The sequence below is a fragment of the Paenibacillus alkaliterrae genome, from assembly GCF_021532375.1.
Taxonomy (GTDB): domain Bacteria; phylum Bacillota; class Bacilli; order Paenibacillales; family Paenibacillaceae; genus Pristimantibacillus; species Pristimantibacillus alkaliterrae.
On the sequence record NZ_JAKGAP010000043.1, the window covers coordinates 53,165 to 66,233 of the forward strand.

19 protein-coding genes are annotated in these 13,069 nt (G+C 48.0%); 17 read left to right on the forward strand and 2 right to left on the reverse strand.

Going from position 1 to position 13,069, the window contains the following annotated elements:
* Window positions 1-3: 3 nt before the first annotated feature.
* The 14 genes from L1N85_RS17805 to L1N85_RS17870 all read left to right on the forward strand — a co-directional run bounded on the left by L1N85_RS17805 (window position 4) and on the right by L1N85_RS17870 (window position 9,257).
* Window positions 4-285 (forward strand): KOW domain-containing RNA-binding protein, encoded by a 282-nt coding sequence (locus tag L1N85_RS17805; protein WP_235240407.1) that lies wholly within the window; start codon window positions 4-6, stop codon window positions 283-285.
* A gap of 3 nt (window positions 286-288) precedes the next feature.
* Window positions 289-504: a translation initiation factor IF-1 gene (gene infA / locus L1N85_RS17810; RefSeq protein ID WP_053373919.1), complete on the forward strand. Its 216-nt coding sequence runs from the start codon at window positions 289-291 to the stop codon at window positions 502-504.
* A gap of 43 nt (window positions 505-547) precedes the next feature.
* Complete coding sequence (gene rpmJ / locus L1N85_RS17815; protein ID WP_003333770.1) at window positions 548-661, forward strand: 50S ribosomal protein L36; 114 nt, start codon at window positions 548-550, stop codon at window positions 659-661.
* Window positions 662-680: 19 nt separating this feature from the next.
* Window positions 681-1,049 (forward strand): 30S ribosomal protein S13, encoded by a 369-nt coding sequence (gene rpsM / locus L1N85_RS17820; RefSeq protein WP_137186597.1) that lies wholly within the window; start codon window positions 681-683, stop codon window positions 1,047-1,049.
* Between the two features lie 19 nt (window positions 1,050-1,068).
* A complete protein-coding gene (gene rpsK, locus L1N85_RS17825) occupies window positions 1,069-1,464 on the forward strand; it encodes a 30S ribosomal protein S11 (RefSeq protein WP_028609630.1) in 396 nt (131 codons plus the stop codon).
* 127 nt (window positions 1,465-1,591) lie between these two features.
* The gene (locus tag L1N85_RS17830; protein WP_028609629.1) at window positions 1,592-2,536 is read left to right on the forward strand and encodes a DNA-directed RNA polymerase subunit alpha; all 945 of its coding nucleotides are present in this window, start codon (window positions 1,592-1,594) and stop codon (window positions 2,534-2,536) included.
* Between the two features lie 45 nt (window positions 2,537-2,581).
* Window positions 2,582-2,947 (forward strand): 50S ribosomal protein L17, encoded by a 366-nt coding sequence (rplQ, locus tag L1N85_RS17835; RefSeq protein WP_235240408.1) that lies wholly within the window; start codon window positions 2,582-2,584, stop codon window positions 2,945-2,947.
* Window positions 2,948-3,289: 342 nt separating this feature from the next.
* Window positions 3,290-4,036: a tRNA pseudouridine(38-40) synthase TruA gene (truA, locus tag L1N85_RS17840; protein ID WP_235240422.1), complete on the forward strand. Its 747-nt coding sequence runs from the start codon at window positions 3,290-3,292 to the stop codon at window positions 4,034-4,036.
* Between the two features lie 190 nt (window positions 4,037-4,226).
* Complete coding sequence (gene rplM / locus L1N85_RS17845) at window positions 4,227-4,664, forward strand: 50S ribosomal protein L13 (RefSeq protein ID WP_235240409.1); 438 nt, start codon at window positions 4,227-4,229, stop codon at window positions 4,662-4,664.
* A 20-nt stretch (window positions 4,665-4,684) separates the two neighbouring features.
* Window positions 4,685-5,077 carry a 30S ribosomal protein S9 gene (gene rpsI, locus L1N85_RS17850; RefSeq protein ID WP_028609625.1) on the forward strand — a complete coding sequence of 131 codons (393 nt, stop codon included), beginning with the start codon at window positions 4,685-4,687 and terminating at the stop codon, window positions 5,075-5,077.
* Window positions 5,078-5,254: 177 nt separating this feature from the next.
* A complete protein-coding gene (locus L1N85_RS17855; RefSeq protein WP_235240410.1) occupies window positions 5,255-5,950 on the forward strand; it encodes a phosphoadenylyl-sulfate reductase in 696 nt (231 codons plus the stop codon).
* 29 nt (window positions 5,951-5,979) lie between these two features.
* Entirely contained in the window at window positions 5,980-7,146 is a 1,167-nt protein-coding gene (sat, locus tag L1N85_RS17860; RefSeq protein ID WP_235240411.1) for a sulfate adenylyltransferase, read from the forward strand.
* A gap of 131 nt (window positions 7,147-7,277) precedes the next feature.
* Window positions 7,278-8,066, forward strand: a complete 789-nt coding sequence (cwlD, locus tag L1N85_RS17865; RefSeq protein WP_235240412.1) for an N-acetylmuramoyl-L-alanine amidase CwlD — start codon at window positions 7,278-7,280, stop codon at window positions 8,064-8,066.
* A 60-nt stretch (window positions 8,067-8,126) separates the two neighbouring features.
* Window positions 8,127-9,257, forward strand: a complete 1,131-nt coding sequence (locus tag L1N85_RS17870; protein ID WP_235240413.1) for a P-loop NTPase — start codon at window positions 8,127-8,129, stop codon at window positions 9,255-9,257.
* Window positions 9,258-9,410: 153 nt separating this feature from the next.
* On the opposite strand, the gene gerD is transcribed toward L1N85_RS17870, so the two are convergent.
* Window positions 9,411-10,139 carry a spore germination lipoprotein GerD gene (gene gerD, locus L1N85_RS17875; protein ID WP_235240414.1) on the reverse strand — a complete coding sequence of 243 codons (729 nt, stop codon included), beginning with the start codon at window positions 10,137-10,139 and terminating at the stop codon, window positions 9,411-9,413.
* A 226-nt stretch (window positions 10,140-10,365) separates the two neighbouring features.
* Here gerD and L1N85_RS17880 point away from each other — a divergent pair, with 226 nt between their 5' ends.
* Entirely contained in the window at window positions 10,366-10,989 is a 624-nt protein-coding gene (locus L1N85_RS17880) for a KinB-signaling pathway activation protein (protein WP_235240415.1), read from the forward strand.
* 1 nt (window position 10,990) lies between these two features.
* Here L1N85_RS17880 and pdaB read toward each other — a convergent pair whose 3' ends face one another.
* Entirely contained in the window at window positions 10,991-11,800 is an 810-nt protein-coding gene (gene pdaB, locus L1N85_RS17885) for a polysaccharide deacetylase family sporulation protein PdaB (protein WP_235240416.1), read from the reverse strand.
* A 108-nt stretch (window positions 11,801-11,908) separates the two neighbouring features.
* Between pdaB and L1N85_RS17890 the strand changes: the two genes are divergently transcribed.
* Both L1N85_RS17890 and L1N85_RS17895 read left to right on the forward strand, forming a co-directional pair.
* Window positions 11,909-12,535 carry a stage II sporulation protein M gene (locus tag L1N85_RS17890; RefSeq protein ID WP_235240417.1) on the forward strand — a complete coding sequence of 209 codons (627 nt, stop codon included), beginning with the start codon at window positions 11,909-11,911 and terminating at the stop codon, window positions 12,533-12,535.
* A 125-nt stretch (window positions 12,536-12,660) separates the two neighbouring features.
* Window positions 12,661-12,882, forward strand: a complete 222-nt coding sequence (locus L1N85_RS17895) for a hypothetical protein (protein ID WP_076338936.1) — start codon at window positions 12,661-12,663, stop codon at window positions 12,880-12,882.
* Window positions 12,883-13,069: the final 187 nt, after the last annotated feature.

A 13,069-nucleotide genomic window follows, 5' to 3' on the forward strand; every position in this document is an offset into this window, starting at 1 on the left:
GCAATGGAAGCTCATCCCCAGATTGGTCAGTTCGTCAAAGTTCTTCGCGGCAAGGACGAAGAGAGCTTCGCCGTTATCGTAGCAATCGTTGATGATCGCTTCGTCATGATTGCGGACGGCAATAAGCGCCGATTCGACCAACCGAAGAAAAAGAACGTTCTACATCTCGAGTTACAGTCTGCGATTAGTCCAGAGGTTTCAAGCAGCATGCTTGAAACAGGCAGGGTAACCAATGCCAAGTTACGTTATGTGATTCAGAAGTTTGCACTTGCGAAAGGAGAATGACGGTTGGCTAAGGAAGACATCATTGAAGTCGAAGGAACGGTTATTGAACCGTTGCCGAATGCCACGTTCAAGGTGGAGCTGGAGAACGGTCATCAAATTCTCGCACATGTTTCCGGAAAGCTCAGAATGCACTTTATTCGTATTCTGACAGGAGACAAGGTGGTCATACAGTTATCGCCTTATGATTTATCAAAAGGGCGCATCACCTATCGGAAGTAGGCCGCTCGCGGCTTGCTGACGAAAGATTCGGGAGGTAATCACAATGAAGGTTAGACCTTCGGTAAAGCCGATCTGCGAAAAATGCAAAGTCATTCGTCGCAAAGGCAATGTTATGGTGATTTGTGAAAATCCGAAACACAAACAAAAACAAGGATAGAAGGAGGGAAATATAGCCTATGGCACGTATAGCTGGTGTAGACTTGCCGCGTGACAAACGCGTCGAAATCGCCCTGACGTACATTTTCGGTATTGGCAAAACAACGTCACAAAAACTTTTGAAAACAGCTGAAGTTAACTTCGACACTCGCGTTCGCGATTTGACAGAAGATGAATTGGGCCGCCTGCGCGAAGCAATTGATAAATCTGTTAAAGTAGAAGGCGACCTTCGTCGTGAAATTTCTCTTAACATTAAGCGTCTGACTGAAATCGGATGCTACCGTGGCCTTCGTCACCGTCGCGGCTTGCCTGTTCGCGGTCAACGTACAAAAACGAATGCACGTACACGCAAAGGTCCTCGTCGGACTGTAGCAAACAAGAAGAAATAAGAAGGGAGGATAATGGACAATGGCTAAACCAAAAAAAGTCGTTCGTACGAAACGTCGCGACCGGAAAAACATTGACACTGGCGTTGCGCACATTCGCTCGACGTTTAACAATACGATCGTTACGATCACGGATCCGCACGGAAATGCAATCTCTTGGGCAAGCTCTGGTAACCTTGGTTTCAAAGGTTCCCGTAAAAGCACGCCGTTCGCAGCTCAAATGGCTGCTGAATCCGCAGCGAAAGCAGCGATGGAGCATGGCATGAGAACTGTTGAAGTGATGGTTAAAGGTCCAGGCGCCGGCCGTGAAGCAGCGATTCGTTCGCTTCAAGCTGCCGGATTGGAAGTTAACCTCATTAAAGACGTAACACCAGTTCCTCACAACGGATGCCGTCCTCCGAAACGTCGTCGCGTATAGTTGGATTCTTGGTGGTATCAAATAACAACAACTTGTGAATAATGGTTGTGAAGGTTTGGCATACTACAAGATTTGACTTAAAATAACGGTAAGGTAACGGAGCGACGTTTGAAGGAGGGTACTATTAGTGATTGAGATCGAAAAGCCGAAAATCGAAACCGTAGAACTGAATGACGAGGGAACTTACGGACGTTTCGTCGTCGAGCCGCTGGAACGCGGATATGGCACGACGCTTGGAAATTCGCTTCGCCGAATTTTGTTGTCGTCTTTGCCGGGTGCAGCAGTAACCTCGGTTCAAATCGACGGAGTGCTTCACGAGTTCTCTACGGTTCCCGGAGTGATTGAGGATGTGACCGAAATCATTCTGAACCTGAAGGGCCTCTCGTTGAAAATCCACTCCGATGAAGAAAAGGTGTTGGAAATCGACGCGGAAGGCGAAGGGAATATTACAGCGGGCGACATTCGAGCAGACAGCGATGTCGAGATTTTAAGCCCTGATCTTCACATCGCAACCTTGGCCTCCGGCGCGCGGCTCCATATGCGGGTTTTTGCTAATCGGGGACGCGGTTACGTGCAAGCGGACCGCAACAAGAAGGACGAACAACCGATTGGGGTAATCCCCGTTGATTCGATATACACGCCAATTACTCGCGTCAACTACAGCGTAGAAAATACTCGCGTCGGTCAAGTAACGAACTATGACAAGCTCACGCTTGAGGTTTGGACGGACGGCAGTATTAGACCGGAAGAGGCTGTGAGCCTCGGCGCTAAAATTTTGACCGAGCATTTGGACTTGTTCGTTGGATTAACCGATGAAGCCAAAGACGCGGAAATTATGGTTGAGAAGGAAGAAGATAAGAAAGAGAAAGTTCTGGAGATGACGATCGAGGAACTTGATCTTTCCGTCCGTTCTTACAACTGCTTGAAGCGCGCAGGCATCAACACGGTTCAAGAGCTGATTACGAAGTCCGAAGAGGATATGATGAAGGTTCGTAACCTGGGCCGCAAATCACTCGAGGAAGTTCAAGAGAAGCTTGAAGAGCTCGGTTTGGGCCTTCGCATGGAAGAGTAGTAAACCAACAAGAATAGACAAACGAGCAAGGGAGGGGAAAACAAGATGGCATATCAAAAATTAGGACGTGACGCTAGTGCGCGGAAAGCTTTGTTCCGTGACCTCGTTACTGACTTGTTCCTTTATGAGCGTATTCAAACGACTGAAGCTAAAGCGAAAGAAGTTCGTTCTATCGCTGAGAAGCTGATCACGAAAGCGAAGCAAGGCGATCTTCATGCTCGTCGTCAAGTAGCAGCTTATGTCCGCCGCGAAACCGTTGACGGACAACAAGACGCTATTCAGAAGCTGTTCTCCGAACTGGCTACCCGTTACTCGGAACGTGCGGGCGGATACACGCGTATTCTTAAGCTGGGCCCTCGTCGCGGCGATGCTGCGCCTATGGTTTACCTGGAACTGGTTGACCGCGCGTAGTATAATTCAATAATCGAGAAACGTATAAGCTTGTCCATAGCGTTAATCCTAGTCCGGGCTTATACGCAGAGAAAAGGGTGGACCCTTGCGGCCACCTTTTTTTATTTGCTGTTTACGGTTGTTGTCTATATTGTTCAGGTGCGTCTGACGCACAAGCGTGTCCATGAGGCCGTGTAAGCGGCTGAAGTGGACGAAAGCGACTGTTACAGGTAAAAGCCACCAGGGAGCGGCACATGAGCTTGTGAGACACCTCCCAGGTGTCCAGAGGGCGGAGCGCCTCGGGGTCCCCCATATGAAGGGGGATTTAGGGGGTTGGATCCCTTAGTTAAGGGGGCGGGATATGTGCGCAACTTATGCGTTAAAGTAAGTTATGACGGTGCAAACTTTAATGGGTTTCAAACGCAGCCTTACGGCAGAACGGTTCAAGGTGAACTTGAAAAGGCCATTAAGAAGCTAACCGGTGAGACGATTATTATTATCGGATCGGGACGCACCGATGCAGGAGTTCATGCACAGGGGCAGATGTTTAATTTCTATACGGAATCTACGATTCCGACAGAGAGATGGGCGATCGCCCTTAACACGCGGTTACCGAAGGATATCGTCATTATTGAGGCTTTTGATGTGCCCGAGCATTTTCATGCCAGAAGATCCGCTAAACGTAAAACCTATCGATATACGATAGATACCGGAAAATTTCCGGATGTGTTTGGCCGTCAGTACCGCTTTCATCATCCAGCTCCGCTTGATGTGGATGCGATGCGCGAGGGCCTCAGCTATTTAATTGGCGAGCATGATTTCACCTCGTTCACTTCCATTCATTCTACTAAGCCGCATCATGTTCGCACGATCTATGAAGCAGAATTTGTGCAGGAAGGCCCAATCGTTCACCTATACGTGACAGGTAATGGTTTTCTGTATAATATGGTTCGAGTCATTATGGGAACTCTGCTATGGGTTGGCCAAGGGAAACTAGCTCCCTCCGAAATAAAAAGCATCCTTGAGGGTCGCAGCAGATCCCTTGCAGGGCCTACCGCGATGCCTCATGGCCTGATGCTGATGGATGTTGAATATTCCAGTGAAGCATAGTGATTATTCGCTATAAATAACTTGCACTTACCTATTCTTTATAGTAGAATATAACTTGTGCTTTCTTAGTGGCTAACCCACAGCCCCGACTGAGATCGTCACAAACTTGGCAATCAACAATGAATAAACAAACCAACGTTTACGTTGTTATAAAAACAGATTAATGCAAAAGAATTAAGGAGGATCATCCATGCGTACCACTTATATGGCTAAGTCAAATGAAGTTGAGCGTAAATGGTTCGTCGTTGATGCGGAAGGCAAGACGCTCGGCCGTTTGGCTAGTGAAGTTGCTGCCCTGATCCGCGGCAAGCACAAACCGACCTTTACACCACATGTTGATACAGGCGATTTCGTCGTTGTTATCAACGCTGAGAAAATTCATCTGACAGGCAAGAAATTCACGGACAAAATGTACTACCGTCACTCGATGTACTCAGGCGGTTTGAAAGTAACCCCTGCGAACGAAATGATCAAGAACAAGCCAGAGCGCGTTATCGAATTCGCGGTACACGGCATGTTGCCTAAGAACCGTCTTGGCGACAAAATGAAGCTCAAACTTAAAGTATACGCAGGTGCGGAACATCCACATCAAGCACAAAACCCTGAAGTTTACGAACTTCGTGGGTAATAAAGAGGAGGACAAGTTTCATGGCTCAAGTGCAATACTATGGAACCGGTCGTCGTAAACACTCTGTTGCACGTGTACGTCTTGTGCCGGGTGAAGGACGAATCATTGTTAATAAACGCGATTTGAATGAATATTTCGGTTTGGAAACACTCAAGCTGATCGTAAAACAACCGCTTAACCTTACTGACACATTGTCGAAATACGATGTGCTTGTAATCGCTAACGGCGGCGGTATGTCCGGTCAAGCTGGCGCTATCCGTCACGGTATTTCCCGCGCTCTGCTTAAAGCAGACCCTGAATTCCGTCCGGCTTTGAAGCGTGCTGGCTTCCTGACTCGTGACCCGCGTATGAAAGAGCGTAAAAAATACGGTCTTAAAGCGGCTCGACGCGCGCCGCAATTCTCGAAACGTTAATACGCTTATGACAAATGCCTTCTCTGTTTATCAGAGAAGGTATTTTTTGTAGTGTTCACAAAAAAGGAAAAACTTTATTTCTTTTTGGTCTAAACTTATTGTTGAACATTGACCGTATTGGACGTATAATTTTATTACAGACTAATTTACTAGGAATTAATGACGGAGGGCATGACTATGAACCTTTTTGAAAAAGAAGCGCTTATCGCGCAAAAAGCGGTTGAGCTTGAAAACGCGACGCCGGAAGAAATAATCGCCTTTGCGGTAGAAACTTTCCCTAATATCACTTTTGCATGCAGCTTCGGCGCTGAGGACGTCGTCCTGGTTGACATGCTTCAAAAAATTAGTCCGAAAACGGAAATTTTCTATTTGGATACGGACTTTCATTTCAAGGAGACCTATGAGACGCGCGACCGCATGGCAGAGCGTTATCCTGGTATTCCTTTCGTTGAAGTCAAGCCTGAAATTACGCCTGAGGAGCAAGCTGCGCAATTTGGAGAAGAGCTGTGGAAATCCGATGCGAACGCATGCTGCAATATCCGTAAGGTCAAGCCACTTACCGACATTTTATCTAAGTACGAGGCGTGGATTACAGGAATTCGCCGCGATCAAGCGCCTACGCGCGCAAATTCGAAGAAGATCGAATATGATACAAAATTCGGATTGGTTAAATTTAATCCTATCGCTCACTGGACAACTGAGGATGTATGGAACTACATTCGTGAGAACGATGTGATCTATAATCCGCTTCACGACCAAAACTACCCAAGCATCGGCTGCGAGCAATGCACACGTAAAGTTATGCCTGGTGAAGACCCGCGTGCTGGACGCTGGTCCGGTCAAGAGAAAACAGAGTGCGGCTTGCATAAATAAGTTTTATATTTGAGGAGGCAATTCGTATTATGAGTCAAATTTTACCACACGGCGGAAAGCTCGTTAATCGTATCGCTGCGGGCGGACAACGTGAAGCGTTATTAGCTGAAGCAAAGGTTTTAAAAGCTATTACAATCAACACTTGGGCGATTTCCGATCTTGATTTAATCGGCGTAGGCGCATTTTCTCCGCTGGAAGGCTTCATGAACGAAGCAGACTACCGTTCGGTAGTCGAAAGCATGCGTCTTGCGAATGGCATGGTATGGAGTATTCCGATCACTCTGGCCGTTGATGAAGCAAAAGCGGCATCGTTCACAGCGGGCGAACGTGCAGCGCTTATCGGAGAAGACGGCGTCATCTACGGCGTTATAGATATCGATAGCATCTATAAGGTGGATCAGAAACTTGAAGCGGTTAACGTATTCAAAACGGATGATCTTGCGCACCCGGGTGTACAGAAGCTAATGGAGCGTTCAGCTACGTATGTTGGCGGAGCGATTACCGTATTGAACCGTCCGCAGCCGGAGAAGTTCAATGAGTTTTATTTTGACCCTTCTGAAACTCGCCGCATCTTTGCGGAGAAGGGCTGGAAAACAGTTGTTGGCTTTCAAACCCGCAACCCTGTTCACCGCGCTCATGAATACATTCAGAAAACGGCAATGGAAATTGTCGATGCGCTTTTCCTTAACCCGCTTGTAGGCGAAACGAAGTCCGATGACGTTCCTGCGAACGTAAGGATGAAGAGTTACCTGGCTTTGCTGGAAAATTACTATCCGAAGGATCGCGTATTCCTTGGCGTTTTCCCGGCAGCGATGCGTTACGCCGGACCTCGTGAAGCGATCTTCCATGCGCTCGTTCGTAAAAACTACGGCTGCTCGCACTTTATCGTTGGCCGTGACCACGCTGGCGTAGGCGATTACTACGGCACGTACGAAGCTCAAGATTTGCTAAAAACGATTCCGGCCGAAGATCTGGGCATTACGCCGCTTTTCTTTGAACATAGTTTCTTCTGCACGAAATGCGGAAATATGGCAACATCGAAAACTTGTCCGCATGACAAGGAGCACCATTTGACGCTTTCAGGTACGAAGGTTCGCGCCTTGCTGCGTGACGGCGTATGTCCGCCGCCTGAATTTTCGCGTCCTGAAGTGGCTAAGATCCTTATTGAAGGCATGTCTGAGCTGCCTGTAGGCTAACTCATAAGTCTTTGATATAGGTTTGTCTCATAAATAACCATCTCGTCCCATATAAATGAAAGTGTGCATATGGCTTGCTTGAGCCAGAGATGCCGCTTATTCATTCAGATGGAAGACGAGGTGGTTTTTTTATGCGCCGGATTGGTCGGCATGTCGTCATATGGATGACGTATAAAGGGGCAATTCGTATCGGAATCGGTATATTGGTCATCGCTATGACTGGCATTTTGCTAAATCAATCGATGCCGGTTACAAGAACATGGTCCTATTGGACATTGCCGTTATCCGGCCAAACCATTGCGATTGATGCGGGGCACGGGGGAGTGGACGGCGGTGCCGCAAGCAAGCAAGGGGTGATCGAAAAGGATTTGAATCTGTCGATTGCACTTTATTTGCGCGATTATTTGCAGCAAGCCGGAGCAATGGTCGTCATGACCCGGGAAGGAGATTATGACTTGGCTACAGGAGATGCGCGGGCCTACAGCAAGCGCAAGACGGAGGATTTGAAAAAGCGTGTGTCAGTCATCAAAGAGAGCAAGCCGGCAGCCGTGATCAGCATACATATGAACAGCATCCCATCCACCAAATGGTCGGGAGCACAAACCTTTTATCACCCTGCCAATCATCCAGATAATCGTACCCTGGCCTCATTCATACAAGACGAAATTAAACGCAATCTCGAAAATACGACTCGGACCGCGGCAGTGGTGAAGGATGTATATGTGCTGAAGGCGCTCGAGAATATTCCGGCCGCCCTGGTAGAGGTTGGATTCCTGTCTAATCCGGGTGAAGCCGAGCGGCTTGCGGATACCGATTATCAACGGCAGGTTGCCGCATCCATATATGAGGGCATACTAAGGTACAGCTCAGGGGAGAAACTGAGCGGCAGCATGATGGAGGATGAGACGATAACGGAATAGCATACTGTGCTATAATGACTATTAAATAATCGTCATTACATAAAGGTGGGACAAAAATCTATGCTAACACGTGAGCAAGCAATCGAGGCCGTCGAGTCTGTGACGGCAAAATTTACCGCGGAGCAGGCAACGTTCCGCGATGTCATGGTAAGGGACCGTCAAGTATCGTTGACGGTCCTTGGGGTTAGCGCGGCTGCGCAGCCCGCGCTGGAAGCCTCGCTCCGCGAGGCGCTGGCGCGCCTGGGCGCCGAAACCGTGCACTGCCGGTTTCGTGCGGCCGAGGCCGCGCCTGCGGCTGGCGCAGGCGGGGCTCCGCCGCCGCCAGCGGCAGCTGCAGCGCCGAAGGCGGCGAATGCCGCCAGCGCCGGCGCCGGCAAAGCAAGCGGCCCCGCGCCCGTACAGGGCCATGGGGCCGGTCTTGCGAGCCCGCTGCTGGATCCGAGCAGCGGGGTGCAGTTCATCGCCGTCGCCAGCGGCAAGGGCGGCGTCGGCAAATCAACGGTGACCGTCAATCTCGCGGTCGCCTTAGCCCGCAGGGGCAAGCGCGTCGGGATCATCGACGCCGACATTTACGGCTTCAGCGTGCCCGATATGATGGGCATAGAGGAGCGCCCAGCCGTAGTGAATGAGCGGGTCATCCCGATCGAGAAGTTTGGCGTCCAAGTCATGTCGATGGGCTTCTTCGTAGAAGACAACAGCCCGATCGTATGGCGCGGCCCGATGCTCGGCAAAATGCTCCGCAATTTTTTCCAGGAAATTGAATGGGGCGAGCTCGACTATTTGCTGCTGGACTTGCCGCCTGGTACAGGCGATGTAGCGTTGGATGTGCATCAGATTATACCGCAAAGCAAAGAAATTATCGTAACGACGCCGCATGCGACCGCTGCCTTCGTTGCTGCAAGAGCAGGGGCGATGGCGATCAAGACTGAGCATGAAATTATTGGTGTCGTCGAGAATATGTCCTACTATGTATCGACATCGACTGGCGAGAAGGAATACGTATTCGGACGTGGCGGCGGCGCACGACTCGCAGAAACGCTTCATGCCGATCTGCTCGCGCAAATACCGCTTGGCGCACCGGACAACCATCCGTCCGAGCCCGATTTTTCACCATCCGTTTACAAAGCGGATTCCGACACGGGTATGCTTTATTTGGAGCTTGCAGACAGCGTTCTGCGCAAATGCACCTGATAAGAGCCGGCAAAACATTCCTAAACTATCCAATATATATTACGTCATCCTAACGATAAAGCCCGAACGATTGTCATGCGAAGCAAGCACTCCTTGCAACGCAGATCATACATTCGGGCTTTTCTTTAGCCGCATTTATCCAAAAGTTCCGCATTACATGCCGGATTCGCCTTCTTCCTCTTCCGAACTTGCTTCCTCGCTTTGCTGTTCTTCCTCCTCTCCGCCTTCCTCTTCGCCTTCCTCTCCGCCTTCCTCTCCGTCTTCTTCTCCGCCTTCCTTCTTCTTTTCGACTTTCTCGTCCGGCTTTGGCTCCAATTGCTCCTGTACGGCTTTTTTCAAAAGATCAAGCACTTCAAGCCTAAACAGCGGATTTTGCATCGATTCCTGCATGAGCGACATGACTTCCTTGCGGTATTGCGTGCTTTTCAGCACCTCAAGAATCATTTTATCCATTTCCGGATTTTTCAGTACCTTTACCAAATCAGCTTGATAAACCGGATCCTTGAGAAGTTCCTTATGGATTTCTTTGTTTTGTTTATTAACCGACTTCGCAAACTCTCCTGCGAAACGAATATCTGTCATAAGTTTTTTGATGACCTTGTCATAATCAGGGGATACGAGAACATCCTTAACCGCTAAACGGACTTCTTCTTGATCTTGAATCGACAGCAGCTTGGAAACCTGACCGCTGTAGCCGGACATATTTTGCGACGATTCCTGTAACGCCTTCTGCGCGTCCTCTGTTTTCAAAATATCGATAACCATCGATTTCAGATCCTTATAGCTAACCTGTTCGTTTCCGCCTGTCGGCTCAGCGCCGCAGCTTGTCAATAAAATGGCCATAGCTGTGATAACCGACAATAAAGCCCGCCTTATACGCATTTTTCTTGCTCCCTTCTATATGAGTACTCATGTAATCGATGGGGATGTATAAACTGTTCCGAAAATATTGTTTCGTGATCTTATTATGCACATTGTTCACCGTATTATCATGGACAGCTGTTAGCTTTTTGTTGTGAACGTGGTAAAATAAAGGGTAATGCGGAAGCAAGCTTGCGCCTCGAATAAAAAACGTGAATATACACAAATGTTCAGGAGGATACGGAACGTGAATTTAAAAAAGTGGTTCTTTTTATTTTGGAGCAGCATGGCTGTCGGGGCGATCGTATGCGTCGTAACCGGGGCGGTCATGCAGTGGGCGGATCCGGAGTTTGGTTTTTTGGGATTCAAGGCTGTCGGCTTTAATGCTTTAATGATGGCAATGGTCGGACTCATGATCGGCGCATTCAGTCAAATGGGCTTTTTTGCATACATGACCTTGAATTACATTGCACTCAGCGTTTTCGGCAAAAAATACTTATGGAATGCTTTACAGGGCTACACAACCGTTTTCGCTGCTGTAGGCTTAGGATATATTTTGTACGAAAAAGCTTTAAATAATTGGTTCTTCTGGGTTCTCCCGCTTTGCTTGCTTATTGTGTCTGGGCTTGTTGCTCGGTTCAAAGTACAGCAAACTAACAAAACGGCGCTGGTACCCACCATGTTTCTGATGGTTGTCGTCACGTTCATTGAAGCATGGCCGGCGATAAAAGGGGATACGAATGTATCGGCTATTATCTTTATGATCGTCCCATTGTTCGCTTGCAATGCATACCAAATTATGATGATGCATCGTTTGCTCAAAAAAGAAACAACCGGCTCGTCAGCGATCGCTGCAAAGCCGGTTGTCTAAATTAATAATCCGAAGCGGCGGCATCGAGCTGCGGGAAGGCGGAGGTTGCCTTGTCCTGCACGGTTTTGCCGTCGATTTCAGTTTGAGAGATCAAGTCGGTTACCGTGACGAAGTCATAACCCTTCTCACGGAGCTGGTCAATAACGACCGGCAGCGCCTCGTGCGTCTGTTTAACGGAATCGCTTGCGTGAAACAAGATGATGTCACCCGGATGGGCGCGTGTAACGACCCGGTTAATGATGTTATCCGTACCGATATTCATCCAATCCAGGGAGTCGGTATCCCATTGAATGACTTTATACTGCAGTTCCTCTGCGATGCGAAGCACCCGTTTGTCAAAATCGCCGTTCGGCAGCCGTATCAAATTCGGTTGCTTGCCGGTGATATTGGAGAGAATGGTGTGCGCCGTTGTAATTTGTTTGCGTATTTCCTCATCGCTAAGCTTACTGTAATTATCGTGCTTGTGGCCGTGACTGCCGATTTCATAGCCGGCTTCCTGAATCTTCCTCACGATGTCGGGATGGGATTGGCTCCAAGGCGATGATAAAAAGAAGGTAGCCTGCTTGATGTTCTTTTCTTTGAGCACGTTCAGTATGGGCTCTGTACGTTTATCGCCCCAGCTGATGTCAAAGGTTAACGCAACGACTTTTTTCTCTGTAGGAACACTGTAGATTGCAGCCGGCTGCTGCGGAGCGAATACCGTGATGTTGTCGCGCTCGGCATAGATGATACCAATGGAAAATACGACGGCGATAGCAATCAAAAAATACTTTTTCAGCTTACGGCCGTTCAACACATAAAAAACGTTCATAGGGAAGGGCTCTCCTCTCTAATGGAAGCTTGTTCTACTAAAATCTATGCTCATATACCAAAGATATTCGTACAAGTTGTCAACATTCGTATTCGGGAGGCTATGTATATGTTCAAGTGGCGGTCGATTATAGACCATTTTAAGCAAATGAAAGGCTATATCGCATTTGGGTTCATTTTGTTTTTCGCAGGGATGGTAATCGGAGGCACCAATCCGGCCTTTAGAGATTTTCTGACTAGCCAGATAGAGGGATTACGCGAGCTGTCTAATATGATCGATCAATCCAATAATCCTACCTTAACGATGATGATCGTTATTTTTCTGAACAATGCGATCAAATCGATTTTCGTCATGTATTTAGGTGCAATGTTCGGTATTTTACCTCTTCTTTTTCTTGTCGTTAACGGCATGGTCGTTGGCTATTTATTGAAACATGTGGCCGAGCAGCAGGGCGGAGGTGTTGTGCTGGAGCTTATATTTAAAGGGCTGCTTCCTCATGGCATTATTGAAATACCCGCAATCATTATCGCATGCGCGTACGGTCTTCGCTTCGGAGTTCTGGCATTCAAGGGATTAGGCATCGTTTTGTTCGCGCGGGCCAAAGCGCCGGGGATAGGCAGGGAGATGGAATTTTTCGTTATAAGGACCGTTCCCGTTATGATTATTCTTACGATTTCGTTGCTTGTCGCGTCCATTATTGAAAGCACAATTACAACTTGGTTATTATCGTTGTAATAAATTTACCAATATTTGAGCATAACAATAAAGCAGTGTCGAAACGCATGTTGCGTGAGACGTTGCTTTTTTCCTTTGTGGACGGTTTAGGTGCGCTTTACATCAAAAGGGGGTCACTTACGGCTATGCTCGGAATACTATTCAACGATAAAGAATGCAAAGAACTCGACTACGTCCTTCGCAAGGAACTGGATGAAATGCTGCTTGATTTAAGCGACTCCAGATTAGACGGAGACATCAAGCAAGCAATTACGAGAAGGTATAAGATCATCTTCCGGATGTACGCCCGAATCGCCTCCCCGAAAGAGCTTTCGCGTTATGCGTTGAATGCACGTTCTTACCGATAAAATAATGTTTGAAAAAACTTATAAAAAGGGGTTGCATTTAACTGGGCCCCTGTGATATATTATTTCTTGTCGCCGATGAGACATACGCGGTTGACACGAAAGAAAAGATTGCTCTTTGAAAACTGAACAACGAGTGAAACTGCCCTTGCAATCCTAACGGATTGTGAGAAAAGCGATAAAAAAGTAA

What these genes read in the sequence shown, in the direction of transcription:
- L1N85_RS17805 (WP_235240407.1), top strand. Translation starts at nt 4, where the DNA reads ATGGAAGCTCATCCCCAGATTGGTCAGTTCGTCAAAGTTCTTCGCGGC.
- rpmJ (WP_003333770.1), top strand. Translation starts at nt 548, where the DNA reads ATGAAGGTTAGACCTTCGGTAAAGCCGATCTGCGAAAAATGCAAAGTC.
- rpsM (WP_137186597.1), top strand. Translation starts at nt 681, where the DNA reads ATGGCACGTATAGCTGGTGTAGACTTGCCGCGTGACAAACGCGTCGAA.
- rpsK (WP_028609630.1), top strand. Translation starts at nt 1,069, where the DNA reads ATGGCTAAACCAAAAAAAGTCGTTCGTACGAAACGTCGCGACCGGAAA.
- rplQ (WP_235240408.1), top strand. Translation starts at nt 2,582, where the DNA reads ATGGCATATCAAAAATTAGGACGTGACGCTAGTGCGCGGAAAGCTTTG.
- rplM (WP_235240409.1), top strand. Translation starts at nt 4,227, where the DNA reads ATGCGTACCACTTATATGGCTAAGTCAAATGAAGTTGAGCGTAAATGG.
- rpsI (WP_028609625.1), top strand. Translation starts at nt 4,685, where the DNA reads ATGGCTCAAGTGCAATACTATGGAACCGGTCGTCGTAAACACTCTGTT.
- L1N85_RS17855 (WP_235240410.1), top strand. Translation starts at nt 5,255, where the DNA reads ATGAACCTTTTTGAAAAAGAAGCGCTTATCGCGCAAAAAGCGGTTGAG.
- sat (WP_235240411.1), top strand. Translation starts at nt 5,980, where the DNA reads ATGAGTCAAATTTTACCACACGGCGGAAAGCTCGTTAATCGTATCGCT.
- cwlD (WP_235240412.1), top strand. Translation starts at nt 7,278, where the DNA reads ATGCGCCGGATTGGTCGGCATGTCGTCATATGGATGACGTATAAAGGG.
- L1N85_RS17870 (WP_235240413.1), top strand. Translation starts at nt 8,127, where the DNA reads ATGCTAACACGTGAGCAAGCAATCGAGGCCGTCGAGTCTGTGACGGCA.
- gerD (WP_235240414.1), bottom strand. Translation starts at nt 10,139, where the DNA reads ATGCGTATAAGGCGGGCTTTATTGTCGGTTATCACAGCTATGGCCATT.
- pdaB (WP_235240416.1), bottom strand. Translation starts at nt 11,800, where the DNA reads ATGAACGTTTTTTATGTGTTGAACGGCCGTAAGCTGAAAAAGTATTTT.
- L1N85_RS17890 (WP_235240417.1), top strand. Translation starts at nt 11,909, where the DNA reads ATGTTCAAGTGGCGGTCGATTATAGACCATTTTAAGCAAATGAAAGGC.
- L1N85_RS17895 (WP_076338936.1), top strand. Translation starts at nt 12,661, where the DNA reads ATGCTCGGAATACTATTCAACGATAAAGAATGCAAAGAACTCGACTAC.